We start from the raw sequence: 24,912 nt of genomic DNA on the forward strand, positions 1-24,912 counted from the left end.
CGCTACAACCGCCACCGGCTGCGCTCGCGCACGCGTGGCGCGACCATCGCCGGCATGAACTCCCTTGCCGAACTCAACCGTCTGCTGGAAAACCTGATCCGCTTCGGCACCGTCGCCGAGGTGCAACACGTGCCGCCCCGTGTGAAGGTCCAGACCGGCGGAATGCTGACAACCTGGTTGCCGTGGCTCGCTTGGCGAGCGGGCGAGAACCGTGAATGGGACCCGCCCACCGTCAACGAGCAAGTTTTGCTGCTGTCGCCCAGCGGTCAGCTGGCCAACGGTGTGGCGGTAACCGGCCTTTTCAGTGACCTGATTCCAGCCAATGGCGATCGCGCCGGCCTGCATCGCCGCACTTACGCCGATGGCGCCGTGGTCGAGTACGACAGCGTGGCGCATCACCTGGTCGCCACCCTGCCGGACGGCGGTACCACCGAGCTGATCAGCACGGGCGGTATCCACATCAAGGGCGACATCACCCACGAAGGTAACTATGTCCAGACCGGAAACCAGACCGTGACCGGACTTGTGACAGTTACGCAAGACGTCATCGCCGCGGGAATCAGTCTGGTAACGCATACGCACGGCGGCGTGCAGGTCGGCGGCAGCAAAACAGGAGTGCCTGCCAAATGAACCGCCGGAACGGCTCGACCCTGACCACCCGTGAGCACATCGCCCAGTCTGTCGAGGACATCCTCACTACCCGCATCGGCACCCGGATTGCGCGCCGGGAGTACGGCAGCCTGCTGCCGGAGCTGATCGATCAACCCCTTAACGAAACCACCTGCCTGCGCCTGTACGCAGCTACCGCGATGGCCCTGCTCCGCTGGGAGCCGCGCATCAACCTAACCCGCGTGCAACTGAACATCCCCGACCTGACCGGGCGGGCTGAGCTGGACATGACCGCCGTCCTGGTCGACAGCAACGAAGAGTTCAACGTCCGCATGCCGCTGCAGCTGGGGAGCACCGCATGAACACCTTTCTACCGATCGACCTCAGCCAGTTGCCGGCACCCCAGGTGGTCGAGCAGATCGACTATGAGCAGATCCTGGCCGACCGCAAGGCCTACGCCATCAGCCTCTGGCCAGCCGATGAGCAGGCCGAGATCGCCGGTCGGCTAGAACTCGAGTCCGAGCCGATCACCAAGCTGCTGCAGGAGAATGCCTACCGGGAAATGATCTGGCGGCAGCGCGTGAACGAGTCCGCCCTCGCGGTGCTGCTCAGCTCGGCCACTGGCAGCGATCTGGACCAGGTCGCCGCCAACGTCAACGTCAAGCGCCTGGTGATCCAGGCCGCCCAGCCGCAAGCGATTCCGCCAATCCCGCAGGTACTTGAGGGTGATGAGGCTCTGCGAGAGCGGGCGCAGATGGCGTTTGAAGGGTTGAGCACTGCTGGCCCGCGCAACTCCTACATCTTCCACGCCAGGGCGGCGGATGGCAGGGTCGCAGACGCCACAGCTCAAAGCCCGTCGCCCGCCGTGGCCGTGGTGACTATCCAATCTGCTCTGGGCAATGGCACCGCCGACCAGGCGCTGATCAACATCGTCTCCGCGTACCTGAACGATGAGGACCGCCGGCCTGTCGCTGACCGCCTCATCGTGCAGGGCGCTGAGGTTCTGCCGTACCAGGTTACTGCAACGCTTTACCTGAACACGCTGGGGCCAGAGGCCGAGCCGATCCTTGATGCCGCAACGCAGAAACTGCAGGCCTTCGTAACACAACGCCGCCGACTGGGTATGCAGGTGTCTGAATCAGCTGTGCACGCCGCCCTGCACGTCGAAGGGGTGCGCAAGGTGGTTCTTGCCGGCTGGGCTGACATCAACGCCACGGACAGCCAGGCGCCCTACTGCACCGGCATCAGCCTGACACAGGGGGCTGAATGATGAGGCTGCTGCCCGGCAATGCCACGGACCTGGAACGCCAAGCAGCCCAGGCGCTCGCTCAGATCGAGCGTGTACCAGTGCCCATCCGTGACCTGATTAACCCCGATCGCTGCCCGGTGGCGCTGCTGCCCTTCTTGGCCTGGGCCGTTTCCGTCGATCGGTGGGACAGCCGCTGGAGCGAATCGGCCAAGCGGGGCGCTATCCGGTCGTCGTACTACATCCACTCCCGCAAAGGGACCATTGGCGCCCTGCGCCGAGTGGTGGAGCCGCTCGGCTACCTAATCGAGGTGATCGAGTGGTTTCAGACGGTGCCAGAGGGCGTTCCAGGAACGTTTGCGATCAAGGTTGGCGTCTCCGACGAAGGCATCAGCGAGGAAACCTACCAGGAACTCACATGGCTGATCGATGACGCCAGGCCCGTCAGCCGGCACCTGACCGGCTTGGCGATCAGCCTCGAAACAACCGGTTCCCTGTCCGTTGCCGGCGGGCTGTATGACGGCGACGACCTGGACATTTACCCGCCAGCCCTCCGTGACATCGAGATGACCGGGTCTATCGGCCGCGGGGGCCGCGAACACACCATCGACACACTGGACATTGCACATGGCTGACCAGAACTCGCAGTTCTACGCGATCCTCACCAACGTGGGGGCCGCAAAGCAGGCTAACGCGGATGCCTTGGGCATCCCCTGGAAGATCACTCATATGGGCGTGGGCGATGCCAATGGCACCGAGCCAACACCCAATGCCTCGCAGACCAGCCTTATTGCTGAGTGGCGCCGTGCGCCGCTCAACCAACTGAAGGTCGACGACAACAACAGCTCGATCATCGTTGCCGAGCAGGTCATCCCCGCCGACGAGGGCGGAAAATGGATTCGCGAGGTCGGGCTCTATGACATCGATGGCAACCTGGTCGCCGTGGCCAACTGCCCGCCGACCTTCAAACCGCTGCTGAGCCAGGGCTCAGGGCGTACCCAGGTCGTTCGTTTGAACCTGATCGTCAGCAGCTCCAGCAACGTGGAACTGAAGATCGATCCTGCCGTGGTGCTGGCCACCCGGGAGTGGGTTACCTCGGAGCTGGCAAAGCAGGACTTCAAGCATTCGGTCGTCGCCGCGACCACCGGGGCCATCACTTTAAGCGGCCTGCAGACCGTGGACGGCGTTGCACTGGCCGCCGGTGCCCGCGTCCTGGTAAAGAACCAGGCCGCCGCCAAGGACAACGGGATCTATGTTGCTGCTACTGCTGCATGGGTGCGCAGCACCGACGCGGACATCAGTGCCGAAGTAACGCCGGGCATGCTGGTGTTGGTAGAGCGAGGCACGGTCAACGCCGACAGCGCCTGGCAACTGGTGACCGATGCGCCAATTACCCTGGGCGTCACCGCTCTGGCTTATGAAATGGCCTTCGGGCGCACAGGCGTGGCCGCAGGCACTTACCGCAGCGTGACGGTGGACGCCTACGGTCGGGTAACTGCTGCAACCAACCCGACCACTGTGGCGGGCTATGGCCTGACTGACGTGTACACCAAGACCCAGATCGACACGTCCCTGGCACTCAAGGCGAACCTGGCCAGCCCGGCCTTTACCGGCACGCCAACGGCGCCGACACCGGCAGCGGGCAACAACTCGACGCTACTGGCTAACACGGCTTTTGTGCAGGCAGCTATCTCGGCGCTGATCGCTTCGGCCCCTGGCGCGCTGGATACACTCAACGAGCTGGCAGCGGCGATGGGCAATGACCCGAACTTTGCCACCACCGTGACCAACGCCTTGGCGCTCAAGGCGCCACTGGCGAGCCCGGTATTCACTGGTGACCCAACGGCCCCCACGCCAGCGCAACTGGACAACGATAAATCGGTGGCCACTACCGAGTTTGTGAAAAAGTCCGGCTTGTCGGTTTCCCGGTTCAACGCCTACACCGTCAGCACAACGCTAGCCGCGACCGTCGTGGGCTCGGCGGTGGAGTTCTACGGGACGGCGGCGGGGCAGACATTGACGCTGCCGCTGTCATCGGACGTGCGCACGGCGGACGCCATCTTGCTGTTCAACTGGGGGCCGGTGCCGGTCACCATTGCCCGGCAGGGCGGAGACCAGATCGGCTATGGCGCGTCGGCCGGTTTGACGTCGATGGTCATGCAGCCAGGCGACAACATGCTGCTGATTGCGGGCTCCAACCTGTGGTTCATCGTCGGTGGCACTGCCGCCAACCAGTACGCCGCTAGCTTCGCCTCCCTGCAGGGAAACTATGGCTGGCAAAAGCTACCGGGCGGCTTCATGAAGCAGTGGGGTTACATCTTGACCCCGGCCGGGGTAGCTACCGCCAACATCGACGTAGCCTTCCCGACGCCGTTCCCCAACAACTGTTTCAACGTGGTGGCGTCTATCGGCGTCTGGAACTCCGACTATGACGCTCAAGGCGTCTACCGAACTTGCCGCCAGGAATTGAGCGTCGGCTACCCAGTGAAGGCTGGCGTCGACATGCAAGCGTTTATGGATAACAACTTGAACAGTGTTCGCGTTGTGTACTGGCAAGCGATTGGCAACTGACGGGGGTGTGATGATCATTTTTGCGAGTTGTAGTGAACAGGCGTTTTTCTTCGAGGGCGTGCATGAGCACATTCCGGCAGACGCTATTGAGGTCAGCCAGGAGCTGTACCACGAGCTGTACCAAGCGCTGTGCGAGGGGGCGGCAAAGGGCGCTGCAGTTGATTTCAGCACTGTGCCGCCGTCGCTGAAGGTGCGTGCCGTGGTGGCCGATCCGGTGAATGAGCGCGCCTGGCGCGACAGCGAGATGGTGCGGGCCGGTGGAGTGCGCGACCGTCACCGCGACGAACAAGAGCTGTTCCGGCCGACCACCCTGACCCCGGAACGCTTCGTGGAGCTGCTGGGCTACATTCAGAAGCTGCGCGACTGGCCGCAGTCCGCCGCCTTCCCTGATACGGCGCAGCGACCCGTGGCACCAACCTGGCTGACCGAACAGCAACTGTAGGACGGCCTGCTACAGGGCCATCTCCTCGCCCATCCCCCGCGCGCGCGGCAGCCTGTGCAGTGTCATTCCACTGCACAGGCATCCAACATGGCCGACGAATACCATCACGGCGTGCGCGTCGTCGAAATCAACGAGGGCACCCGCCCTATCCGCACCGTTTCCACCGCGATCGTCGGCATGGTCTGCACCGCAGACGACGCCGATCCGGTCGCGTTCCCGCTCAATACCCCTGTCCTGCTCACCAGCGTGCAGAGTGCGATCGCCAAAGCTGGCAAGACCGGCACCTTGGCGGCCAGCCTGCAGGCGATTGCCGACCAGACTCAGCCAGTCACCGTTGTGGTGCGGGTTGCGGCCGGCGAGACCGATGCCGAAACCAACAGCAACATCATCGGCGGCACCGACGAGAACGGTAAGTACACCGGCATGAAAGCCTTGCTGGCTTCGAAAGGCCGTCTCAAGGTCACCCCGCGCATCCTGGGCGTTCCTGGCCTGGATTCGCAACCGGTGGCCACCGCCCTGGTCGCCATCGCGCAGCAGCTGCGCGCTTTCGCCTACGTCAGTGCAGCGGGCTGCAAGACCAAGGAAGAGGCCACCGCCTACCGCGAAAACTTCGGCGCCCGCGAGGTCATGGTCATCTGGCCTGACTTCGAGTACTGGAACACCGAGTCGGATGCAACCGACACCGCCCCTGCTGTAGCGCGTGCGCTGGGCCTGCGCGCCAAGATCGACCAGGACACCGGCTGGCACAAAACCCTGTCCAACGTGCCAGTCAATGGCGTAACCGGCATCAGCGCCGACGTGTTCTGGGACCTGCAGAACCCCGCCACCGATGCCAACTACCTGAACGGCAATGAGGTGACCACCCTCATCAATGCCGATGGGTACCGCTTCTGGGGCAGCCGGACCTGCACCGATGACCCGCTGTTCGCGTTCGAAAACTACACCCGTACCGCCCAGGTGCTCGCCGACACCATGGCGGAAGCGCACATGTGGGCCATGGACAAGCCCATGCACCCCTCGCTGGTCCGGGACATGATCGAAGGCATCAACGCCAAGTTCCGCGAGCTGATCTCCGGGGGCTACCTGATCGGCGGCGAGGCCTGGTACGACGAGGAAGCCAACACCGAAGCCACCCTCAAGGCCGGCAAACTCTTCATCGACTACGACTACACCCCGGTACCGCCGCTGGAGGACCTGAACTTCCGCCAGCGCATCACCGACCGTTACCTGGCGGACTTCGCCAGCCGCATCAATAGCTGACGGAGGCCAGCACAATGGCACTGCCACGCAAACTCAAGAACATGAACACCTTCCACGACGGCGTGAGCTACGTGGGGATCTCCAAGTCCGTCACCCTGCCCGTGCTCGCCCGGAAGATGGAGGCATACCGCGGCGGCGGCATGAACGGTCCGGTGAAGGCCGACCTGGGCTTCTCCGACGACGGCCTGCAGCTGGAGTGGAAGATCGGCGGCATCGATGACCTGGTCATCAAGCAGTTCGCCAACCAGAGCGCCTCGGGCCTGATGATCCGCTTCGCCGGCTCCTATCAGCGTGACGACACCACAGCAGTGAGCGCCGTGGAAGTCGTGGTCCGTGGCCGTCACGAGACCCTCGACATGGGCGAGGCCGTTGCCGGGGAAGACACCGAGCACACCATCACCACCACCTGCAGCTACTACAAGCTGACCATGGACGGTTCCGTCCTGGTCGAAATCGACCTGTTGAACTTCGTCGAGAACGTCAACGGTGTCGACATGCTGGCCGCCCAGCGCCGGGCCATCGGCCTCTAACCCCACAACTGTAAGGACTGAACACCCATGAGCACTGAAAAATCCACCGTCACCGTTGAAGCAACCGCACTGCCCCAGGATGACAACGCTGTAGAGCTGGACACCCCGGTAAAACGCGGCGAATCGACTCTGTCTGTCGTCACTCTGCGCAAACCTTCGTCCGGTGAGCTGCGCGGCATCCAGCTTTCGGACCTGCTGCAGATGGATGTCGGCGCGCTGATCAAGTTGGTACCGCGCATCAGCCAGCTGACCGAGGGCGAGGTTCGCGCCATGGACCCGGCCGACCTGGTCGCGATCGGCGTGAAGGTCACCGGTTTTTTGCTGCAGAAGCGGACGAAGACGGACGCATCCCTCGTTGCGTAGACGATGCCATGGCCGATCTGGCCGTGGTTTTCCACTGGACCCCGGCCGACATGGACCGGCTGGGGATCCGAGAACTGATGGAATGGCGCGAGCGAGCGCGTGTGAGGAGTAGCGGTGATGGCAAATGATCTACGGCTGAGGGTGCTGCTGGACGCCGTGGACAAAGCCACCGCGCCGCTGCGCCAAATCAACCAGGGCGGACAGGATACCGCCCGCTCGCTCAAGGAAACCCGCGAGCGCCTCAAGGAACTGAACGCCCAGCAAAAGGACGTGAGCGCCTGGCGACAACAGCATGCCCAGGCACGGGAAACAGCCAAGGCGCTGGATGAGGCGCGGGCCAAGGTCAAGGAAATGGGCCGGGCGATGTCCACGGTGGACGCCCCGACCAAGCAGATGACGGCTGAGTTTCAGGCGGCCATTCGCGCCACCAACGCGCTCAAGCAACAGACTAAGGATGAACAGGAGGCGCTGCGGGGCCTCCAGCGCCGGCTCAGCGAAGCCGGTATCGACACCCGAAAGCTCAACCAGCACAACGCAACGCTGCGCCAGGAGATGGCGCAGACCAATCACACCATCGAACAGCAGGAAGCCAGGCTCAAGCAGTTGGCTGCCGCCCAGCGCAAGGCTGCTCAGGCCAAAGCGCGGCTGGAGAAGGTCCAGGACAGGGCCGGCAAGATGGCTGGTGCAGGCGCTGCTGGCATCGCGGGCGGCGTCGGCGCCGGGATGGCAGGTGCCGCGCTGGTAGCCCCTCAACTTGAGGTCACGCATCAGGCCTCGATGATCGCGGCCCAGTCCGGCGAATCGCCAGAGCGCGCCACCCAGTACGTAGAAATCATCCGCAACATTCGCACGGACGGGCAAAGCACCGACGTGGCTGAGATCGGCGAAGCCGTGGCCGCAGCCAAGAGCACGCTGGGCGCTTTGGGTGACGTGGGCGACAAGGAACTGGACGCTGCAGCGCGACGCGCCTTGGATCTCTCGAAGATCATGGGTATCGACGTAGCCGAAAGCATCCAGATGGTCGGCATCCTGATGAAGAACGGCCTGGCTGGCAGCAGTGAGCAAGCCTTTGACCTGGTCGCCGCAGGCCTGCAGAAAGTTTCGACGCAGATGCGCGGCGAAATCCCTGAAATCCTCCATGAGTACTCGACACACTTCCGCGGGATGGGCTTCAGCGGCGAAGAAGCCATGAGCCTCCTGGTCAACATGGCCAAGCAGGGCAAATTCGCCCTGGACAAGACCGGGGACGCCATCAAGGAGTTCTCCATCCGTGGCTCGGACATGTCCAAGTCGAGCAAAGAGGCCTACGCCTCAATCGGGTTGAACGCAGGGAAGATGTCGGCTGCCATCGCCAAAGGTGGTACCGATGCCCGCCAGGCCCTCACAAAGACAGCCAACGCCCTGCTGCGCATCAAAAATCCGGCAGAGCGAGCCAACGCAGCCATTGCGCTGTTCGGTACGCCCGTTGAGGACCTCGCTGTCGACCAGATCCCCGAATTCCTGAAAGCCTTGGCCGGCGGTACCGCCAGCCTGGGCGACATCACCGGGGCGGCGGATAAGATGGGCAAGACCTTCCGCGACAACCTGGGCGGCGACCTGGACAAGCTCACCGGCACCTGGGGCGCGTTGGTCGGCGCACTTGTAGATGGCGAGAGCGGGCCACTGCGCGAGCTGGTGCAAACCGTCACTGAAATCGTCGGTTCCGCAAAGACCTGGATCAGTGCCAACCCCGAACTGGCTGCCGGCATCGCGAAAGGCGCCGCCGCTGTCGCTGTACTGGTGGCAGGTATGGGTGCCCTGACCATTGCCCTGGCCAGCGTGCTAGGCCCGTTTGCCTTGGCCCAGTACGGCATGTCGCTGTTCGCGCTCAAGGGCGCCACAGTGCTCCCGATGATCGGCAAGCTGATCGGTGTGCTATCCGGCGGTCTGCTCGGGGCAATACGCGCAGTATCGATCGCTCTGTGGGGCTTGGCTGCCAACCCAGTGGTCTTGGCCATCGCGGCGGCGATCGCAGTGATTGCCGGTGCGGCTTACCTGATCTACCAAAACTGGGACCAGGTGAAGGCCTACTTCACCAGTGCCTGGGCTGAGATCAAGGCCGGATTCAGCGGGGGCATCACCGGCATCCTCACGGTGTTGGCCAACTTCAGCCCGATCGGCCTGGTGTATCAGGCGTTCTCTACAGTCCTCAACTACCTGGGCGTCGAGATGCCGGCACGCTTCACCGAGTTCGGCGGAATGATCATCAGCGGGCTGATCAGCGGCCTGACAGCGGGCCTCGGCCTTGTGAAAGACACCATCACCAGCCTTGGCGAGTCCACTATCGGATGGTTCAAGGAAAAGCTCGGCATCCACAGCCCGTCACGGGTGTTTGCTGAGCTGGGCGGTTTCACCACTGAAGGCCTGGCCATGGGGGTCGACGCCGGAGCTAAAGCCCCGCTGAACGCTGTGGCTCGCATGGGCCAGGACCTGACCAAGGCCGGACAATTCGACCTCGTGGCGACCGCACCTGAAGTTGAGGCTGGCAAGGCGCTCGCGAGCAGCTCCAGCAGCCTGAGCACGCAATTGAGCCAAGCCGATCTCGCAGCGCCAGAGGCTGACCGAATCGGCACTGCTGAGATAGCCACCCTCAACCAGCAGTTGGCCAAGTCCGGGCGGATCGACCTGAAGACAGTCGCACCCGGAGTCGCCGAAGCCAAAGCTGTACCGGCCAAAGCGATGAGCGTGAGCCAGCAGGTGGCGCAGGCCCGAGTAGGTCAGCCAGATATCAAAGCTGTAGCGCCCCAGCTCAGCACGGGCAAGGCGCTGGCCACCGACACGGCCCCCGGCATCAGCCTGGATAATCGGTCACCGGTCGCTGCAGCGGCGCCGAGCGTGAGCGACAGCCACGACATCATCAACATCAACATTCACCCAGCACCAGGAATGGACCCACAAGCCATTGCCCGTGCCGTCAGCGCCGAACTGGATCGCCGCAACCGGGAGAAATCCGCTCGCCAGCGCAGCCGCCTTTCTGATCAGGAGTAACCGACATGATGCTCGCTCTGGGCATGTTCGTTTTCAGCATGCACACCCTCGCCTACCAAGAACTGCAACGCCAGACCGATTGGCGATACGCCAGCAGCAACAGGGTGGGCGCACCGCCAGCACGGCAGTTCGTCGGCCGCGGCGATGACAAGATCACTCTGCCCGGCGTCATCCTGCCCGAGCTGGCCGGCGCCCCGGTCTGCCTGGATGAGCTGCGAAGCATGGCCAATACCGGCCGCGCCTGGTCATTGGTCGACGGTACCGGGCGCATGCTCGGGCTGTACGTCATCGAAAGCCTGAGCGAGACACAGACGTTGTTCTTTGCCGATGGCAAAGCCCGGCGCATTGAATTCAATCTGGCTCTGGCCCGTATCGATGCCGGCCGCATCGATCTGCTCGGCAGTGTGGCCAGCAGCGGCATCAGTCTGCTGAGGACACTGGTGTGACTGACGAGGAACTGCGCGTCGTAGCGTACATGCGGGATGTTCAGAACGAGATGCAGCGGGACAACAGTAACTCAGTGCCGGCCTTCCGCCTGACCGTCAACGGCAAGGACATCGCCAAGAGCATCAGCCCGCGGCTGTCCAGCCTCCAGCTCACCGACAACCGTGGCCTTGAGGCTGATCAGTTGAGCCTCAGTCTCACGGACGACGACGGCTTGCTGGAGATACCGCCCCGGGGCGCCGTGGTGAAGCTGTGGCTGGGCTGGAGCGACACAGGCCTGGTCTACAAGGGCTCATTCACCGTTGACGAAACCGAGCACAGCGGCGCGCCCGACATGCTCAACATCCGCGCTCGATCGGCAGATCTGCGCAACGGCCTGAAGACCAAGCGCGAGCGCAGCTGGAACACCACTACCCTCGGCCAGATCCTTAGCGACATCGCCAGCGCGAACGACCTCAAAACCAACATCGCGGCTGCAGTTGCTGCGCGTGCTGTTGCGCACCTGGACCAGGCCAACGAGTCCGATGCCAACATCCTCACCCGGCTTGGCGAGATGCACGACGCGGTTATCTCGGTGAAAGCCGGCTGCCTGGTATGTCTGGCCGCAGGCGGGGGCAAGACTGCAGGCGGCAGCGCTCTACCCCACATCACCCTAACCAGGCGCGACGGTGATGGTCATCGGTTCCTGCAGGCCGATCGGGACAGTTACGACGGAGTGAAGGCCTATTACTACGACGTGGGCAGCACCAAAAAACAGGAGGCGATTGCCGGTGGCGGCGACAAGGTCAAGGACTTGCGGCACACCTACAGCGATCGCGATTCCGCACTACGTGCCGCCCGATCGGAGCTGAACCGCCTGCAGCGCGGTAGTGCCACGTTGAGCTACAACCTGGCGAAAGGCCGAGCAGACCTGATTCCAGAACTGACCTACAGCCTGCGCGGCATCAAAGGCGAGATCGATGCGATTGTCTGGTACGGCGGCAACGTCCAGCACAGCCTCACAGCCGACGGCGGATTCACCACCAGCCTGGAGCTGGAAAGCAAACTGCCAGAGGATTCCGTGGATGGGCTGTACGAAGAGCCAAAAGATGGCGCCTACACCGGGGTGGTGGCGTTCTACAGGGACAAGGCGACAGGCAAGGAAACCTCTGTCGTAGCCGGCGACGCAACGAAACCCAAGCGTATCAAGCGGGTGTACGACAGCAAGGAGGCCGCACAAAAGGCAGCTGATCGGGAGTGGAAGAAACTGCAGCAAGCCAAAGGATAATGAAAAAGCCCCGGTTCTATGACCGGGGCTGGCAATGCTCTATGAGTGGTCCTGCACTTCGAAGGCTTCAAGAATCATCGTGATTTGCCGGCGCTGGGCGTCACTCCTACGACAGAACAGCCACACCACACGAATAAGGTCCTTCAAACTTGGGAACTTGCGATCCAGCATAGAAACTCCATTTCAAGCGCTCGGCACCACCATGGCACCGTACTAAACGCTCGGGAGTCACCTATTTTCTGCATGACGCCGCGTGCCACCAGCCCACTTGATATCAAAGTGGCATTATTTTTCTGTAACAAACTTCTTGACGAAGTCAGCACGCGACTGCTTGTTGTCGTGTGACTGAATGAAGCTCTCACGCCAGCTAGAAGGGGTGGCAGCCATCTCGGTCAGGCTGATGCCGTAGTACTGCTCGACTTGAGCCCTTGTAACGTCCAGGGTCTGCAACTTGCCTTCTCTCGGAATGGTGAGCACGAGTCGCTCAAGCTTTGGTACATCGCGGAAGACCCGAACAGAGTCGATCGCAAACACCTTGTTCGCTTTATCACCACTTTCGTAAAACGTTGGGCTGCGCTCCGGTACCTTGAGCGAAACCTTACCAGTTGACCCCGTTTCGCTTACCGAATCGATCGACGAAAAAGCCCGCTCGGCTTTATCGCTGAACTCACTAGCACACGCATTCCCTATCGACAGCGCAACCAGCAGCGCACCAGCGCCGCGCACTACAGCACGTCCGAAACCATTCATTCCTTGGATTCCATACCGTCGCAGCCGCCGGACCGCGAACGCCTGAAGAGCGAGGGCCGGCGCCCGCCGATCCTGCTCAATTACTTGTTGAAGGTCGCCAGCGCCTCGCTGACCGAATTGATGGTGTTGCGTCCCTCGGTAGACATGAGGCGGTACCGCTCAATCAACTGCGCCTCTTCAGCGGATAGGCTGCCCGGCTCTTGCGGCTTGCGCTCACCGGTGACGACATAGAGAACGTCCACCCCTTTCCCGGCCACCGCAGCCAGGTAGCTCGCATCCGGGCTCCTTTCGCCCTTCTCGTAGTTGATCTGCGTGGTTTTTCCCACGCCACCAACCCCTGCCAGGTCCGTCTGACTAAAGCCGAGACGCGACCTTTCTTCCTTCAGCCGATCGCCGATGGCCATTTTTTTAAACCTTAGGCATTGACTGGTCCAATTTATTGAACCATCATCACCGCTACATGAACACGTTTGAACACAGATGAACACTATGCCCGCCCCCCTAACGCTGGATCAAGCACGCGAAAAGCTCGATCGAGCCGGCATCTCCATCGCCGAGTTCAGTCGCACGCACAACCTAAACAAAAACCTCGTCAGTGATCTGCTCAACGGTCGCAAGAAAGGCCGATATGGCGAAGCTCATCGGGCAGCAGTGCTGCTCGGTATCAAACTCGGCGATATCGAAAAGTAGCCCCCCTGGCCCAAGGAAGAAACCAGAACATGAAGACCCCCGTTCTAGAAACCCTGCGCCAGGTCGTAAGCGCGGTTGTTTGCGCCTACCCAGGCGGTCGTGAATGTGCAGCTGCACACCTCGGCTTTCAGTTGAAGCAGTTCGATAACCGTGTCTACGAGAATGCCGGCAGCCGCCCGCTGACTTATGACCAGATTCATCAGCTTGAGCAGGTAGCCAACACCACACACCTGCCCGAGTTCATCGCTCGACTCTACGGCGGCATGTTCGTGCCGCTGACCAAAACCGAAGACCTGGACAACGTGGAGCTGTTCCGGCGCTCGTTGAAGACCGACGCGAAGCTGGGGCAAATCGATCAATTAATCGCAGCATCGATCGAGGATGGCGTCATTGAAGCTTGCGAGGCGCTGGCCATCATCCAAGCCCTTACCCGTTATTTCGCGGCTCGTACCGCCGAGGTCGCGGCAACCATCCAGCTTTACAGCGCGGCCAATGTAAGGGGTGCGAAGTGAGCAGCGCCTACAAGCTCGTATGCCCCCACTGCAGCAGCAAGATGCGCATCCGCACCAGTGAAGGCACCCACATTTTCCTGCGCATTGCCTACCTGCAGTGCGTGAACGAGGCCTGTGGCTGGTCCGTCCGTGCCCAGTTCGAAATGACCCATGAGATGAGCCCGAGCGGCATGCCGAACCCTTCTGTTCGCCTGCCTGTAGCCCCTGTGGCCCTCCGGCGCCAAGCCATGAAATCTGCTGCAACTGATGATCAACCCGACCTGCTGGACCAGTTGGACATGGAGGAAGCACTCGCATGAACGCCGTTGCCCTGACCACCAACCACGAAACCGACTACCGGGCCGCTATGCAGCAGGCCGCAGTGGCCTACCTGTTCCGTCGCGAAGGTCTGCACTTGTCAGGCGATCACCAGGTGCTGCAGAGCTGCAGCCAATACCTGTCGCACTCACTGGAAGTGCCGGCGCACCTAGTGCAGCGGATTGCCGAGCTGGCCGTCGCTGAGTTCGAAAGCAAGACCACCAAGCGCCTGCAGATGGTCGGCGTCTGTGCATCCAGCGGGATCTTCAGGCCGAGCCTGATCTTGTTGGACACGGTTACACAGCACCGCTACCAGGTGCCGGCACGCTATCTACCGCGCCGCATGCTTCACAACTGCAACGCCTGACACACCCCGAATAAACCCCTTCCCGATGCCCCGTACCGCGTGGGTAAGGGGAAACTGCATCCTACTGGTGGCCGAAATGAGCAACATCACCATCCAACTCACCCTGGACGAGCAGCAGGCTAAGCAATACCTGCAGTGGCTTGCCGGCCAGTACACCCATGCCATGTCGGAGGTCTGGTACTCCGATCGTTATCGCAACGTCCCGAGCGGCAAACGCGGCCGCAAAGTGCTGGAGGACCTGCCCCACCTGCGCGGCATCAGCCGCACTCACAAGGCCCTGGAAGCACAGTTGAATGCTGCAGCGACGGAGCGTGCGCGGTGATTCGACAGCCAATGGAACACCAGCTGCGCGCCGATGTACTGCAGCGCCTTGAGAGTGACTACGGCCTGCAGCACATGGCCGGTACCGAGTACATGCGAAAGGGCACCTGCCCTCAGTGCAACCAACGCCGGCTGTTCTCGCGTCACGACAACCCCTGGTTCATCCGGTGCGGCCGCGAGGAAAAGTGCCGATACATGGCGCCGGTCAAGGAAATCTACCCTGACCTGTTCGACGACTGGAGCAAGCGCGCCCCGGCAACCGACAAGGCTCCAGCGGCCAGCGCCATGGCCTACCTGTCATTTGCCCGCGGCTTCAACACTGGCCTGATCCAGGGCTGGTACACCCAAGAGAACTATTTCGATCGGGAGCTGGGCATCGGATCGGCGACGGTACGCTTTCCACTCGATCACGGCGGCTACTGGGAACGCCTCATCGACCAGCCGGCACGCTTCGGCAAGAAGAAGGCGCGTTTCCAGCCTGGCCAGAGCTACAAGGGCTACTGGTGGTGCCCGCCATGCCTCGACCTGCAGGAGGTCAAGGAACTGTGGATCGTTGAGGGCATCTTCGACGCCATTGCTTTGCTGCATAACGGCATCGCCGCTGTAGCCGCACTGTCTTCCAATGCCTACCCCGAGGAATCACTCAAGGCACTTATCACCACCTGCGAAGGCAAGACGCCCAAGTTGATCTGGGCGCTCGACAACGAACCAGGTGCGCACAAGTACACCAAGGCCTGGGTCAAGCAGGCACGCGCCCTCGGCTTTACCTGTGAGGCTGCCCAGATCCCGCAGCCAGACGCCCGCAAGGTGGACTGGAACGATCTGCACCAGCGCTGGGCATTCATGGATGACGACGAAGCCCGTGCTGATCGCATCAAGAGCGAGCTGGACGAGGCCAAGCACCACGGCGCGCTGCTGATTGCCGAGAGCGCGGTGGAGAAGGCGCTGCTGATGTACCAGTGGCGAGAGCGCGAGGAATTCCACTTCGGCTTCGACTCCCGCCTCTACTGGTGGCGGCTCGACATTTCCAAGTTCAACAGCGCCATGCAGGCATTGGACTCAAGCGAGAGCCAAGAAGACCAGCAACTGAACGACAAGGCGCGCCGGGCCAAGGCTCTGCGCATGTCCGGCTGCGTGGTCGAGATCGCGAACTGCTACCCGAAGGCCCTGTACTACCAGCGAAACGAAATCACCGACGAGTCCTGGTACTTCTTCCGCGTCGACTTCCCGCACGACGGTGCAGCCGTGAAGAACACCTTCACCGGCAGCCAGGTGGCCACCGCAAGCGAATTCAAGAAAAGACTTCTCGGCATGGGTGCCGGAGCCGTGTTCACCGGTAGTGGACAGCAATTGGACAAGATCATGAAAGACCAGCTTTTCGGCATCAAAACCGTCCAGACGATCGACTATATCGGCTACAGCCGGGAATACGGCTGCTACGTGTTCAACGAGGTGGCTGTACGCGACGGCCAGGTGGTCGCCGTGAATGAGGAAGAGTTCTTCGAGATGGGCAAGCTCAAGCTCAAGAGCTTGCAGAAGGGCGTGAAAATGGCCCTGCAGCGCGACGACAAGCGCTACAGCCCGGAGTGGCTGGACCTTCTGTGGACCTGCTTTGGCGCCCAGGGAATCGTCGCGCTGAACTTCTGGTTCGGCTCGCTCTTCGCCGAGCAGATCCGGCACAAATATCAGTCGTTCCCCTTCCTGGAGGCGACCGGCGAGGCCGGCGCGGGCAAGACCACCCTGCTCACCCTGCTGTGGAAGCTGTTCGGCCGCGAAGGGTATGAAGGCTTCGACCCGGCCAAGTCCACCAAAGCGGGCCGTAGCCGTTTGATGGGGCAGGTATCCGGCATGCCGGTGGTGCTGCTCGAATCCGACCGCAGCGGCGACGACAAAACCCACGCCAAAACTTTCGAGTGGGACGAACTGAAGGACTACTTCGGTGGCGGCACACTGGCGACCAAGGGCGTGAAGACCGCCGGCAACGAAACCTATGAGCCGCCGTTCCGCGGGACGATCGCGATCAGCCAGAACGCCCCAGTAGTGGCGTCAGAAGCGATCATGACCAGGATCGTGAAGCTGCACTTCGTGCGCCCACAGGTGACCGTCGAGAGCCGCGCCGCCGCCGATCGGCTGAACAGCCTGGACGGCGCCTTGCTGAGCAACTTCCTGCTGCGAGCTGTGCGCAAGGAGGCTGAGGTCCTGGAGCTGTTCGCCCAGCGCCTGCCGGTGTATGAGGCCAAGCTCCGCGCCTTGCACTCGCACTGCTTCGTCTGCCAGACCCCGTTCCAGGGCGAGGAAAACCACTGCCAGCACTGCGGCAACAAGCTCAGCGGGTACATCCGCGTTGAGCGAATCATCTACAACCATGCGCAGATGTTGGCCCTGCTGGACTGCCTGGGCCTGGTGATTGACCTCAGCGAGAACCAGGTAATTCACACCCGTGCCCAGCTTGTCCGGATGGCGATCGAGCGCCAAGCCTCGATCAGCTCGGACCACCCGGTGGTAGCGGAATTCTGGGAGGTCTACGAATACCTGCAGGGCCTCGACGCCGACGGCCCGGTGGTGAACCACAGCAAAAAAGACCACGTGATCGCCATCAACCTCAACGACTTCGTCAAATGTGCGGCCGAGCATCGCCAGAAGCTGGCTGACATCAACGAGCTGCGCGATCGGCTCAAGGATTCCCGCTCCCACAAGCTCATCGAGGTCAACAAGGCCGTTGACAGCGCCGTGCGTTCCCACCAGGCCAAGAGCAGCAACTACACGATCACCAAACAACCCATCGTCAAGTGCTGGATCTTCCAGGCCTGAACAAGGAGCCACCATGCTGATTCACGTTTTGATGGGCAATGCCGGCGGCTGCGGGCAAAGCCAGCTGCAGCAGGAGCGAGACCGCCTGGCCCAGGCCGGCAAGGACCACTCGATCGTCAACGCAGGTGCCTATGCAGGCGACGGTCTGCTCTCGATCTTGGAAGTCCGGTTCCAAGCTGGGCAGCGGGAGATTCTGGTCGACGACTGCACCAGGGCGCAGATCCTTGAGGTTCTGGCCTGGCAGAGCTGTGTGGAAGACGACGACAGGTTCGACGACCTGGTCGTCCACCTCGCCCGCCGCAACTGAATTCGAAAGTGGTGCCAAGGAGTTGCAGCTCCGCGGCACCAGCCAAACCCAAGGAGAACCACATGCAAGTAGAAAACCCCGAAGTCGGCGCACAGAAGGCTAACACAATGCGTTACGACACCCTGGTGATTCGCGGCGCCTCTGGCAAGACCGTCCCGCGGGAAGTGGACGGCGGCGAGGTCGTAGCCTGGAGCATGGGACACGGCCTTGCGGCCATGGATGCGCTGGAGACGTTCGTAGATGACCTGGCTGACGGCAGCTATCACGGACTGGCACAGGGCGCGGCCGATGCCCTTAACCTGATGCGCCGGCGCCGAGCCACAGGCTGGGACGCCGACGTTGTTGCGGAAGAACCACCAGCAGACTGGCAATCGGCTGTTTCCCGCGCCGAAGCGATGGCCCGCGAGGTATTCGGCGAGGAAGACGATAACGCCATGCAAGCCATTGATTACATGGCCGGGTTGCTTCTGGCATTTGAGCCGGCCCGCACCTCTGCACAGGGGGATGCTCAATGACCCTTTCTCTCAACATCAAGAAATTCAAGGTCAAGGACACCTGGAAGGACTACGAGGTAACTCTCGAAGTGGATCTCAACCGGCTGACCGCTGAGCGCGCCCAGCTGATTAACCGCTTCTGGACCGGGCACGAGGACCGTCTTGATGAGGAACACGAAGACGTTGTCCGCACAGTAATTCGCCTGGCTGGCCAGGAAATGATCTGCCAGATGCTGAACGATGGCGGTGCGGATTTCAGCGAAGGGAACGAGTGGCTCAGCAACAGTGTGAGCAAAGAGCTGCACAACAGCGAAGGCTGGGGAGGCGAGGTCCCCTGGGACAACTTTGGTTGGTGCGGGATCCGGGTCGTTGCGGCCGACGTTCAAATGCCCATGTTTGAGGAAGTGGCCTTGTCGGAGGTGCCGTCATGAGCCCTCAGTTCTACCCACGGCGTGTGCGGTGCGATGGGTGTGCCAAGCGAGACGGCGACTGCACCGGTCTGCCGTTCAGCTCGATGCCTGTGCATCGCCGTGACGGCGCCGATGTCGTCGTGATCTGCACCGAGTACCGCCAAACCAATCACTGTGCATCGCACCGCGATAAACAAGCCCCAATCCGTAGGAAGCACCGCAAATGACCAAAAACGTAACCACACACATTTCTGAAGACCAGGTCATCACCGTGCGCCTGGGTGCTGGCACTTACACAGCTCGCGCTCGAGGCGTGAGAACTACCGCGAGCAGCACGATCAGTGCAGAGATGGCTGCCCAAGCGCTGGCAACCAAGCTCGGACTTGAGCTGGCCCAGCTGGATCTGTTCGCCGGCGATCGCCGTGAGGAAAACGGGGTAATTCAGTTTGCGGCACGGCCCGTCCAGCAGCAGATCGCTGAGGCTGAAGCTGAACCCGGGAACGAGCTGGCGGCAGATTGGACTCCGCCCCAGACGCTGAAGGGATTGAAACGACTGGCGAAAAAGATCAAGCGAGAGCGCGGGGTCATCCATGCCCAAGCACTGGAGCTCAGCGCGCAACGAATGGGGTACCCCTGCTACAAAACGGCCTTGATCGACCTCGGCGAGGACCAGGGCAGCGTCTCGCAATTGGAGCGTGAACGATGACCAGCACGACGATCATCAAAGTAGCGCTGCTCACGGGATTCTGCGCAGGCCTCGCGTTTGAGGTGGCTCAGCGCTTGACATGGTGGATTACGGGGTTGATGGGTTTTTGTTATGGCTGACTGAGTAGTTTCTAGAAACTCTGCTTACCACTTCTAATAATCACCCCGCCGGCACTAAACGATAATGCCGGCGGGCGCTTTTGCGAGACATAGTATGGGGAATGGAATCGGCGACGTTCTCAGCTTTGAGGACCTCCAACGCATCACCGGCTACCAGCGTCGATCGGACGTTGAGCGAACCCTGATCCAGCAGGGTATACGCATGTTTCGCGGCAAGTCCGGGCCCTGGACTACCATTGACCTCATCAACCGTGCCGGAGGCGTGAGCCCCGGCCAACCGGAGCGATACGACGCCGACATCCTATGAAGAAGGCCCGCAAGCGGAAGCACAATCCGCATATTCCAAGCCACATCGACCAAGCCGCGCTCCCCGCGGCTATCTACTTTGACCATCGTGGTTCCGGGATCTGGTACACCTCTCACCGTGACGAAAACGGCAAGCAGTGCCGGCGAAATGTGGCACCGGCAGACGCCACCTTGGCCGAGCTGCACCGGATCATGGACGAGTTCGGCAACACCGATCGCGACACCCTGCGCTACCTGTGCCAGCAGTTCCACGAAAGCCCCAAGTTCAAAGATGAGCTCTCGCCCCGCACCAAGGAAGACTATGTCTATTGCCGCGATGTCCTGGTTAACCAGGACACGAGGATGGGCAAGCCGCTGGGCGATCTGGCGGTGCGCCGCTTCTCTCCCGCCCTTGTACAGCGGCTGGTAGACAAGATCGCCGCCGAGGGCACTCCGTCAAAAGCCGCCCATGTTCTGCGCTACCTGCGCCGCGTCCTGCAATGGGGGCGGAACCGTGGCTACGTGGACAGCAATCCTGCCCAGGGAGTCGAAGCTCCGGCTGAGCGCAAGCAGCGTCGCCTGCCATCCGTGGCGGTGATGGAAGATATGATCGACCGGGCCAAGGCGCTCGGCCGGCTGCACCGCAATGAGCCAGGCAGCTGCCCTGTATATCTGAGCATCGCGATGGAGCTGGCTTACCTGTGCCGGCTCCGCGGCATCGAGGTCGTCACCCTGACCGATGCGAACGAGCTGGAGGAAGGTGTCCAAACCAACCGCCGCAAAGGCAGCCGGGACAACATTGTCCGCTGGACACCTCGCCTGCGTGCGGTATGGGACGAGGCCAAGGCCTACCGCCTGAAAATATGGACCAGCCGCAGTTTTCCCACTCCCCTACGGCCGGAGCGCCGGCCGCTGATAGTTGGCAGCCAAGGCATGGCTCTGAGCAAGTCTGGCCTGGACACCGCCTGGCAACGCTTCATGACGAAAGCGATCGAGGCCGGCGTGCTCCAGGAGGAAGAGCGTTACGGCCTGCACGACCTCAAGCGCCGTGGCATCACCGACACACCAGGTACCCGAGCAGAGAAGCAGGAAGCCAGTGGCCACCGCGACGAAGCCATGCTCGACATCTATGACCTCAGCCTGCCGCTTGTAGACCCCTCCGATACACCAAAAACGCCTCGCCCCCTCGCGTAACAAGCTCTCATATCCCCCTGAAAACATTGGCGTTTCAAGCGCCTGCGCGTAACAAGGAAGTGACGTAACTCATTGATTTCCTTGTTGTGTGCAGGTGCCTTGTAATCAGTAGGTCCCGGGTTCGATTCCTGGTGCCGGCACCATACGCAATACTCAAAAGGCTCACCGAAAGGTGGGCCTTTTTTGTTTTCAGTCCCCGAAAGCCCACGTGAGTCAGTGCAGTCCCTGTGAGCGGCCTCATGTCGCGAAGGGCAGCAACGCGGCCCCGGCAATCTTGACTAAAACCTACACCTTGAACTGACCCAGCACACCCAATCAGGCCGCTCGCTGTTCCAACGTTTCCCAATCCAAACAAGCGAGCGCCAAAGTAAGTGGCACCGCTTCCCGACCACTACTGTAGCGGCTGATGCTACGTGCACTCACGCCCAGCGCTTCGGCAGCCTGGTCGAGCGTCATCCGATGCCGTAGGCGCCAGCGAATGAATAACCGGGTGTTCTCATCAGGAGCAGTTTGCGCGAGCGCATCCAGCAACAGGGTGTCGGCACCGATCTGAATATCCAACTCCGGCCACTCCACCGACCATCCACCGTCACCCAAAACCACCCCATCGAACGCTTTTCGCTTGGCCAGTGGTGCCAGCCCCGGATACGCCTTGAGCGCCTCGCTCATATCCAGGATGAAGTGTTGACCATTGGTAAAAGTAAGCTCTAGACGGGAGCCTGATCGAGGCTCAACCGCCCGCAAGCGGGGACGTTTCATCGAATCGCCAAATTGGCGGTACAACAAGAAGCGAATCCATGACCTCGTAGATGCAGCAAAAGGTTGATCTCGATCAAACCGGGTAGGGGTGGCGGGCATAGGCTGGGGTCGAACGGCTAGCGCTGGAGGCGTGCCATGGCCAGGAAATTTCCACAGAACCCAAGCCACCCCGAGCGAATCTGCTGGGGGTGTGACCTGTATTGCCCGGCCAAGGCCCTCGCCTGCGGCAATGGAGCGGAGCGGACGATGCATCCTGCGGAGCTGTTTGGCGAGGATTGGAAAAGCTTCGACAGAACACTGGGGCTTGCCGACGATGGGCGGCACCGTGCGACGAGTGGCGAAGATCGAAAATCAGCAGGTTGGCATAATGGCATCGCCAGCAATTAATCCAATCCGCCGTTGTGAGCCCCTGTGCAATGAATGCCGAAATCCGTTACTCGATCATCCTGGAACACAACGCCGAAGTGCTGCTTGCCAATGCCTCCATGGCGCAGGTCGAGGCGTTCTGGGATGCCAACGACTCCCGCTATTTTGGCTTGCACATGGAAGACCCGTGCGGCTCGCATGTACGCGTCATGGTCACTGATGAAATGCCAGAGGACGAGTAGCCTTGCGCATGGCTTGTGGGAGCGGCTTCAGCCGCGAAGCAGGCACTGCGGTGGATGGCACGGGCTTCGCCCGTGTTCGCGGGCAAGCCCGCTCCCACAGGGATCGCGTCGACTTCAAGGTCTGTACATCACAGTTGCCCCCGACAAAGTGGGGCCGCTTGGTGGCCCCAACTGATCAGAACGCGGTGCTGACCGTCAGCGACATGTTGCGCGGGTCACCGTAGATCGCCCCGGCATAGAAGCCGTACTGGGTGTAGTAGTGCTTGTCGAAGACGTTGTCGACATTGAGGCTCACCGTGGTGTCATCCGTCAGCTGGTACTTGGCCATGGCATTCCAGATCGCATAACCAGACCAGTTCACGTCGGTCGCCCCGGCACTCACGCCGTTCACCGGCTGCCCTGCCGGGCTGGAAATGGCGCGGATGTTGGTCTGCGCCTTCACCCCAGCCCCCAGGGTCAGGCGATCCAGCGAGCCAGACAGACGATAGGTGGTCGAGGCCTTGAACAGGTGCGACGGGTCGCTGCGCCCGTCGCTGTCGACGCGGCGGAAATGCAGGTAGGTATAGCCGGCATACACGTTCCAGTTCGGGGTCAGCACACCAGCGATCTCCAGGTCGATACCGTCGGTTTCCTGCCCGGTACCGGCCTTGTAGGCGTCACCACCGGTCGGCGTGGTCAAGCCGTCGTCGAGTACCGCCTTGTTCTGTTGCTTGGTGCGGAAGTATGCCGCCGAGGCGTTCAGGCGCCCGTCCAGCCACTCGCCCTTGATGCCGGTCTCGTAGCTCTGGCCCCGAATCGGCTCGACCTTGGTGCCGCTTTCGGTCTCGGCCGTCTGCGGGTTGAAGATGTCGGTGTAGCTGGCATACAGCGAGTAAGTGTCGTTGAGGTCGTACACCGCACCCAGGTAGGGGGTGACGATGCCGTTGTTCTGCTGGTTACTGCGCACGCCGGCGACACTGTTGGTGGTCGCCGAATAATCGGTGGTGCGCACGCCGACGATCACTGACAGCGGGTCGGTAATGCTCAACCGGGTGGCGGCGTACATGCCCTGCAAACGGGTGGTGGTCTTGCTGTGGCGACCGGTGCGCGAGGCGATCATGTCGTAGTCGCTGTCCACGCCGTTGTGCCAGTCGGTCAACGGGAAGCCGTTGTTGGCGCGGAACTGGCAGCCCACCGAGGGTGCGCTGACGCGGTCGTCGCTGACCATGTTGCAGCTGTATTCCGGCGACCAGGCCACGGTACGGCTGTCGTTGTAGCCAACCATCGCCTGATGGGTGCGGCCAAACAGCTGGAACGGGCCGGACAGGTCGATCTGCGCGGACTGCTGGGTGGTGTCACTGGAGCTGTGCAGGCCGTTGAGCACCGCGCCGCTGCCATCCTGGTCCCAGTAGCCGCCGTAACTGCCACGCCCGGCCGAATTGACCTTGGCCAGGCCGCGGTGGTTGAGCACTTCGGCCGTGCTCTGGGCCGCCTTGAGGTCGAGGGTCCAGTCGTTGTCGAAGCGGTGCTCCAGCGAGCCAAAGGCGGTGCGAGTGGTGTATTCGCCGAAGCTCCAGCTCGGCACCACGTTGGTGCTGCGTGGCAAGTCGGTCTTGCTGCCGTCCTTGTACCAGATCGGGATGTTGGCGCCCCAGCCGCCACCGACCACCTTGTTGTATTCGTACTGGTAACCGGCGCCAATCGTGGTGGCATCGTCGATGTCGAATTCGAAGTTTGCCAGCGCCGCACGCGAACGCTCGGACTGGTTGTCGCGGAACGAGTTGGCGTCGCCCTGGGTCATCACGAAACGTGAACGCAGGCGGCCATCTTCGGACAGCGGCAGGTTGAGGTCCGCACCCAGGCGGCGTTTGTCCCAACTGCCGTAGGTGGCGTAGGCGGTGCCGCCGAAGGTTTTAGTCGGGGCCTTGCGGATCAGGTTGACGGTGGCCGACGGGTCGCCAGTGCCACCGAGCAGGCCGTTGGCGCCGCGTACGATGTCGATGCGTTCGTACAGGTCCATGTTCAGCGCATTACCACCACCGCTGAAGTCGGAGCCACCCTGGAACTGCAGGCCATCGACCTTCCAGTTGCTGATCGAGTAGCCACGGGCACGGAAGTCAGTGCGCCCACCCACTTCGGACTTGGTGGCGCTCACGCCTGGCGTGGTGTCCAGCGCCTGCTCGATGGAGTGCACATCGCGGTCGTCCATCTGCTGGCGGGTGATGGTGGTGACCGATTGCGGCGTCTGCCGTGGGGTCAGCTGCAGGCCGGTGGAACTGCGGGTGCTTTCCACCGTGTAGCCGAGCTGGCCGGTTTCGTCTGCCGATACCAGCGCACTGTCCTCGATCTGCGTGGCCTCCAGTTCCAGCGGCTGGCTTTCGGCAGGCAGGGCGCTGCCACTGATGGCGACGGCAATGAAGAAGGCAAGCGGGTGCAGGCGGCTACCGCCCCGGACAACAGGAGTGAAGTCGTTCATGGCGCTCTTGAGGCTCATTTGGGAAGGTTTCGTATTCGCAGATGATTTTTTGTTACGATTCTAGGGAT

Annotated in this window: 31 protein-coding genes; 27 read left to right on the top strand and 4 right to left on the bottom strand. The window is 61.8% G+C overall.

The genetic code is table 11. The annotated features are described in order from the left end of the window. Positions 1 to 54 precede the first annotated feature (54 nt). From CQW31_RS03925 to CQW31_RS03985, 13 genes are all read left to right on the top strand, one after another. Positions 55 to 630, top strand: coding sequence for a phage baseplate assembly protein V (locus CQW31_RS03925; protein ID WP_099813810.1), 576 nt, complete (start codon positions 55 to 57; stop codon positions 628 to 630). Next, positions 627 to 971 (top strand): GPW/gp25 family protein, encoded by a 345-nt coding sequence (locus CQW31_RS03930; RefSeq protein ID WP_099813811.1) that lies wholly within the window; start codon positions 627 to 629, stop codon positions 969 to 971. The genes CQW31_RS03925 and CQW31_RS03930 overlap by 4 nt, the downstream gene beginning before the upstream one ends. Then, entirely contained in the window at positions 968 to 1,879 is a 912-nt protein-coding gene (locus CQW31_RS03935; RefSeq protein WP_099813812.1) for a baseplate assembly protein, read from the top strand. Before CQW31_RS03930 ends, CQW31_RS03935 begins: the two co-directional genes overlap by 4 nt. Beyond that, complete coding sequence (locus tag CQW31_RS03940) at positions 1,879 to 2,490, top strand: phage tail protein I (RefSeq protein WP_099813813.1); 612 nt, start codon at positions 1,879 to 1,881, stop codon at positions 2,488 to 2,490. Before CQW31_RS03935 ends, CQW31_RS03940 begins: the two co-directional genes overlap by 1 nt. After that, positions 2,483 to 4,426, top strand: a complete 1,944-nt coding sequence (locus CQW31_RS03945; protein ID WP_099813814.1) for a phage tail protein — start codon at positions 2,483 to 2,485, stop codon at positions 4,424 to 4,426. Before CQW31_RS03940 ends, CQW31_RS03945 begins: the two co-directional genes overlap by 8 nt. Before the next feature lie 10 nt (positions 4,427 to 4,436). After that, positions 4,437 to 4,868, top strand: a complete 432-nt coding sequence (locus CQW31_RS03950; RefSeq protein ID WP_099813815.1) for a phage tail assembly chaperone — start codon at positions 4,437 to 4,439, stop codon at positions 4,866 to 4,868. An 87-nt stretch (positions 4,869 to 4,955) separates the two neighbouring features. Beyond that, positions 4,956 to 6,128 (top strand): phage tail sheath protein, encoded by a 1,173-nt coding sequence (locus CQW31_RS03955; protein WP_099813816.1) that lies wholly within the window; start codon positions 4,956 to 4,958, stop codon positions 6,126 to 6,128. Positions 6,129 to 6,142: 14 nt separating this feature from the next. Beyond that, complete coding sequence (locus tag CQW31_RS03960) at positions 6,143 to 6,658, top strand: phage major tail tube protein (protein WP_099813817.1); 516 nt, start codon at positions 6,143 to 6,145, stop codon at positions 6,656 to 6,658. Between the two features lie 27 nt (positions 6,659 to 6,685). After that, positions 6,686 to 7,021, top strand: a complete 336-nt coding sequence (locus CQW31_RS03965) for a phage tail assembly protein (protein WP_099813818.1) — start codon at positions 6,686 to 6,688, stop codon at positions 7,019 to 7,021. Positions 7,022 to 7,029: 8 nt separating this feature from the next. Further along, positions 7,030 to 7,149: a GpE family phage tail protein gene (locus CQW31_RS03970; protein ID WP_099813819.1), complete on the top strand. Its 120-nt coding sequence runs from the start codon at positions 7,030 to 7,032 to the stop codon at positions 7,147 to 7,149. Then, the gene (locus CQW31_RS03975; protein WP_099813820.1) at positions 7,139 to 10,048 is read left to right on the top strand and encodes a phage tail tape measure protein; all 2,910 of its coding nucleotides are present in this window, start codon (positions 7,139 to 7,141) and stop codon (positions 10,046 to 10,048) included. Before CQW31_RS03970 ends, CQW31_RS03975 begins: the two co-directional genes overlap by 11 nt. Positions 10,049 to 10,053: 5 nt before the next feature. Next, positions 10,054 to 10,494 (top strand): phage tail protein, encoded by a 441-nt coding sequence (locus CQW31_RS03980; RefSeq protein WP_099813821.1) that lies wholly within the window; start codon positions 10,054 to 10,056, stop codon positions 10,492 to 10,494. A gap of 29 nt (positions 10,495 to 10,523) precedes the next feature. Further along, a complete protein-coding gene (locus tag CQW31_RS03985) occupies positions 10,524 to 11,759 on the top strand; it encodes a phage late control D family protein (protein ID WP_099813915.1) in 1,236 nt (411 codons plus the stop codon). A gap of 285 nt (positions 11,760 to 12,044) precedes the next feature. On the opposite strand, the gene CQW31_RS03990 is transcribed toward CQW31_RS03985, so the two are convergent. Together CQW31_RS03990 and CQW31_RS03995 are read right to left on the bottom strand one after the other, a co-directional pair. Beyond that, positions 12,045 to 12,509: a hypothetical protein gene (locus CQW31_RS03990; RefSeq protein ID WP_099813822.1), complete on the bottom strand. Its 465-nt coding sequence runs from the start codon at positions 12,507 to 12,509 to the stop codon at positions 12,045 to 12,047. A gap of 80 nt (positions 12,510 to 12,589) precedes the next feature. After that, complete coding sequence (locus CQW31_RS03995; protein ID WP_099813823.1) at positions 12,590 to 12,913, bottom strand: helix-turn-helix domain-containing protein; 324 nt, start codon at positions 12,911 to 12,913, stop codon at positions 12,590 to 12,592. 85 nt (positions 12,914 to 12,998) lie between these two features. On the opposite strand from CQW31_RS03995, the gene CQW31_RS04000 reads away from it, so the two are divergent. From CQW31_RS04000 to xerC, 12 genes are all read left to right on the top strand, one after another. Next, positions 12,999 to 13,199 (top strand): DNA-binding protein, encoded by a 201-nt coding sequence (locus CQW31_RS04000; RefSeq protein WP_054888410.1) that lies wholly within the window; start codon positions 12,999 to 13,001, stop codon positions 13,197 to 13,199. Positions 13,200 to 13,228: 29 nt separating this feature from the next. Further along, on the top strand, positions 13,229 to 13,711 hold the full coding sequence (locus tag CQW31_RS04005) for a YmfL family putative regulatory protein (RefSeq protein ID WP_099813824.1): 483 nt from the start codon (positions 13,229 to 13,231) through the stop codon (positions 13,709 to 13,711). Next, entirely contained in the window at positions 13,708 to 14,010 is a 303-nt protein-coding gene (locus CQW31_RS04010; RefSeq protein WP_082423650.1) for an ogr/Delta-like zinc finger family protein, read from the top strand. Before CQW31_RS04005 ends, CQW31_RS04010 begins: the two co-directional genes overlap by 4 nt. Beyond that, on the top strand, positions 14,007 to 14,375 hold the full coding sequence (locus CQW31_RS04015; RefSeq protein ID WP_099813825.1) for a hypothetical protein: 369 nt from the start codon (positions 14,007 to 14,009) through the stop codon (positions 14,373 to 14,375). The genes CQW31_RS04010 and CQW31_RS04015 overlap by 4 nt, the downstream gene beginning before the upstream one ends. A gap of 76 nt (positions 14,376 to 14,451) precedes the next feature. Beyond that, positions 14,452 to 14,697, top strand: a complete 246-nt coding sequence (locus CQW31_RS04020) for a hypothetical protein (RefSeq protein WP_054888407.1) — start codon at positions 14,452 to 14,454, stop codon at positions 14,695 to 14,697. Between the two features lie 11 nt (positions 14,698 to 14,708). Beyond that, complete coding sequence (locus CQW31_RS04025) at positions 14,709 to 17,507, top strand: toprim domain-containing protein (RefSeq protein WP_178075554.1); 2,799 nt, start codon at positions 14,709 to 14,711, stop codon at positions 17,505 to 17,507. A gap of 13 nt (positions 17,508 to 17,520) precedes the next feature. Next, positions 17,521 to 17,814: a hypothetical protein gene (locus CQW31_RS04030; protein ID WP_099813827.1), complete on the top strand. Its 294-nt coding sequence runs from the start codon at positions 17,521 to 17,523 to the stop codon at positions 17,812 to 17,814. A 62-nt stretch (positions 17,815 to 17,876) separates the two neighbouring features. Continuing rightward, positions 17,877 to 18,329 carry a hypothetical protein gene (locus CQW31_RS04035; protein ID WP_099813828.1) on the top strand — a complete coding sequence of 151 codons (453 nt, stop codon included), beginning with the start codon at positions 17,877 to 17,879 and terminating at the stop codon, positions 18,327 to 18,329. Continuing rightward, positions 18,326 to 18,739: a DUF2528 family protein gene (locus CQW31_RS04040; protein WP_099813829.1), complete on the top strand. Its 414-nt coding sequence runs from the start codon at positions 18,326 to 18,328 to the stop codon at positions 18,737 to 18,739. The genes CQW31_RS04035 and CQW31_RS04040 overlap by 4 nt, the downstream gene beginning before the upstream one ends. Before the next feature lie 202 nt (positions 18,740 to 18,941). Next, complete coding sequence (locus CQW31_RS31290) at positions 18,942 to 19,424, top strand: hypothetical protein (protein WP_178075551.1); 483 nt, start codon at positions 18,942 to 18,944, stop codon at positions 19,422 to 19,424. A gap of 213 nt (positions 19,425 to 19,637) precedes the next feature. Then, positions 19,638 to 19,850 (top strand): DUF4224 domain-containing protein, encoded by a 213-nt coding sequence (locus tag CQW31_RS31575; RefSeq protein WP_099813830.1) that lies wholly within the window; start codon positions 19,638 to 19,640, stop codon positions 19,848 to 19,850. After that, on the top strand, positions 19,847 to 21,022 hold the full coding sequence (gene xerC, locus CQW31_RS04055; protein WP_099813831.1) for a tyrosine recombinase XerC: 1,176 nt from the start codon (positions 19,847 to 19,849) through the stop codon (positions 21,020 to 21,022). Before CQW31_RS31575 ends, xerC begins: the two co-directional genes overlap by 4 nt. A 315-nt stretch (positions 21,023 to 21,337) precedes the next feature. Here xerC and CQW31_RS04060 read toward each other — a convergent pair whose 3' ends face one another. After that, positions 21,338 to 21,781 (bottom strand): DUF2442 domain-containing protein, encoded by a 444-nt coding sequence (locus tag CQW31_RS04060; RefSeq protein ID WP_099813916.1) that lies wholly within the window; start codon positions 21,779 to 21,781, stop codon positions 21,338 to 21,340. A 135-nt stretch (positions 21,782 to 21,916) separates the two neighbouring features. Here CQW31_RS04060 and CQW31_RS31580 point away from each other — a divergent pair, with 135 nt between their 5' ends. Beyond that, the gene (locus CQW31_RS31580) at positions 21,917 to 22,168 is read left to right on the top strand and encodes a DUF3079 domain-containing protein (protein ID WP_249342212.1); all 252 of its coding nucleotides are present in this window, start codon (positions 21,917 to 21,919) and stop codon (positions 22,166 to 22,168) included. Positions 22,169 to 22,197: 29 nt separating this feature from the next. Beyond that, the gene (locus tag CQW31_RS04070) at positions 22,198 to 22,389 is read left to right on the top strand and encodes a hypothetical protein (RefSeq protein WP_054885888.1); all 192 of its coding nucleotides are present in this window, start codon (positions 22,198 to 22,200) and stop codon (positions 22,387 to 22,389) included. 175 nt (positions 22,390 to 22,564) lie between these two features. Here the strand turns inward: CQW31_RS04070 and CQW31_RS04075 are convergent, their stop codons facing one another. Further along, entirely contained in the window at positions 22,565 to 24,844 is a 2,280-nt protein-coding gene (locus CQW31_RS04075) for a TonB-dependent siderophore receptor (protein WP_371858357.1), read from the bottom strand. Between the last annotated feature and the right edge of the window lie 68 nt (positions 24,845 to 24,912).

It is taken from the genome of Pseudomonas sp. 382, assembly GCF_002759075.1.
Taxonomy (GTDB): domain Bacteria; phylum Pseudomonadota; class Gammaproteobacteria; order Pseudomonadales; family Pseudomonadaceae; genus Aquipseudomonas; species Aquipseudomonas vlassakiae.

Excerpts from the sequence above, each read along its gene's own strand:
- xerC (WP_099813831.1), top strand. The coding sequence starts at position 19,847 with ATGAAGAAGGCCCGCAAGCGGAAGCACAATCCGCATATTCCAAGCCAC.
- CQW31_RS03935 (WP_099813812.1), top strand. The coding sequence starts at position 968 with ATGAACACCTTTCTACCGATCGACCTCAGCCAGTTGCCGGCACCCCAG.
- CQW31_RS31580 (WP_249342212.1), top strand. The coding sequence starts at position 21,917 with ATGGCCAGGAAATTTCCACAGAACCCAAGCCACCCCGAGCGAATCTGC.
- CQW31_RS04025 (WP_178075554.1), top strand. The coding sequence starts at position 14,709 with ATGGAACACCAGCTGCGCGCCGATGTACTGCAGCGCCTTGAGAGTGAC.
- CQW31_RS04000 (WP_054888410.1), top strand. The coding sequence starts at position 12,999 with ATGCCCGCCCCCCTAACGCTGGATCAAGCACGCGAAAAGCTCGATCGA.
- CQW31_RS03980 (WP_099813821.1), top strand. The coding sequence starts at position 10,054 with ATGATGCTCGCTCTGGGCATGTTCGTTTTCAGCATGCACACCCTCGCC.
- CQW31_RS03945 (WP_099813814.1), top strand. The coding sequence starts at position 2,483 with ATGGCTGACCAGAACTCGCAGTTCTACGCGATCCTCACCAACGTGGGG.
- CQW31_RS04060 (WP_099813916.1), bottom strand. The coding sequence starts at position 21,781 with ATGAAACGTCCCCGCTTGCGGGCGGTTGAGCCTCGATCAGGCTCCCGT.
- CQW31_RS04005 (WP_099813824.1), top strand. The coding sequence starts at position 13,229 with ATGAAGACCCCCGTTCTAGAAACCCTGCGCCAGGTCGTAAGCGCGGTT.
- CQW31_RS03950 (WP_099813815.1), top strand. The coding sequence starts at position 4,437 with ATGATCATTTTTGCGAGTTGTAGTGAACAGGCGTTTTTCTTCGAGGGC.
- CQW31_RS03940 (WP_099813813.1), top strand. The coding sequence starts at position 1,879 with ATGAGGCTGCTGCCCGGCAATGCCACGGACCTGGAACGCCAAGCAGCC.
- CQW31_RS03985 (WP_099813915.1), top strand. The coding sequence starts at position 10,524 with ATGCGGGATGTTCAGAACGAGATGCAGCGGGACAACAGTAACTCAGTG.
- CQW31_RS03975 (WP_099813820.1), top strand. The coding sequence starts at position 7,139 with ATGGCAAATGATCTACGGCTGAGGGTGCTGCTGGACGCCGTGGACAAA.
- CQW31_RS03955 (WP_099813816.1), top strand. The coding sequence starts at position 4,956 with ATGGCCGACGAATACCATCACGGCGTGCGCGTCGTCGAAATCAACGAG.
- CQW31_RS03995 (WP_099813823.1), bottom strand. The coding sequence starts at position 12,913 with ATGGCCATCGGCGATCGGCTGAAGGAAGAAAGGTCGCGTCTCGGCTTT.
- CQW31_RS03990 (WP_099813822.1), bottom strand. The coding sequence starts at position 12,509 with ATGAATGGTTTCGGACGTGCTGTAGTGCGCGGCGCTGGTGCGCTGCTG.
- CQW31_RS04040 (WP_099813829.1), top strand. The coding sequence starts at position 18,326 with ATGACCCTTTCTCTCAACATCAAGAAATTCAAGGTCAAGGACACCTGG.
- CQW31_RS04075 (WP_371858357.1), bottom strand. The coding sequence starts at position 24,844 with ATGAACGACTTCACTCCTGTTGTCCGGGGCGGTAGCCGCCTGCACCCG.
- CQW31_RS03970 (WP_099813819.1), top strand. The coding sequence starts at position 7,030 with ATGGCCGATCTGGCCGTGGTTTTCCACTGGACCCCGGCCGACATGGAC.
- CQW31_RS04015 (WP_099813825.1), top strand. The coding sequence starts at position 14,007 with ATGAACGCCGTTGCCCTGACCACCAACCACGAAACCGACTACCGGGCC.
- CQW31_RS04070 (WP_054885888.1), top strand. The coding sequence starts at position 22,198 with ATGAATGCCGAAATCCGTTACTCGATCATCCTGGAACACAACGCCGAA.
- CQW31_RS03960 (WP_099813817.1), top strand. The coding sequence starts at position 6,143 with ATGGCACTGCCACGCAAACTCAAGAACATGAACACCTTCCACGACGGC.
- CQW31_RS31575 (WP_099813830.1), top strand. The coding sequence starts at position 19,638 with ATGGGGAATGGAATCGGCGACGTTCTCAGCTTTGAGGACCTCCAACGC.
- CQW31_RS04030 (WP_099813827.1), top strand. The coding sequence starts at position 17,521 with ATGCTGATTCACGTTTTGATGGGCAATGCCGGCGGCTGCGGGCAAAGC.
- CQW31_RS04020 (WP_054888407.1), top strand. The coding sequence starts at position 14,452 with ATGAGCAACATCACCATCCAACTCACCCTGGACGAGCAGCAGGCTAAG.
- CQW31_RS31290 (WP_178075551.1), top strand. The coding sequence starts at position 18,942 with ATGACCAAAAACGTAACCACACACATTTCTGAAGACCAGGTCATCACC.
- CQW31_RS03965 (WP_099813818.1), top strand. The coding sequence starts at position 6,686 with ATGAGCACTGAAAAATCCACCGTCACCGTTGAAGCAACCGCACTGCCC.
- CQW31_RS03930 (WP_099813811.1), top strand. The coding sequence starts at position 627 with ATGAACCGCCGGAACGGCTCGACCCTGACCACCCGTGAGCACATCGCC.
- CQW31_RS03925 (WP_099813810.1), top strand. The coding sequence starts at position 55 with ATGAACTCCCTTGCCGAACTCAACCGTCTGCTGGAAAACCTGATCCGC.
- CQW31_RS04035 (WP_099813828.1), top strand. The coding sequence starts at position 17,877 with ATGCAAGTAGAAAACCCCGAAGTCGGCGCACAGAAGGCTAACACAATG.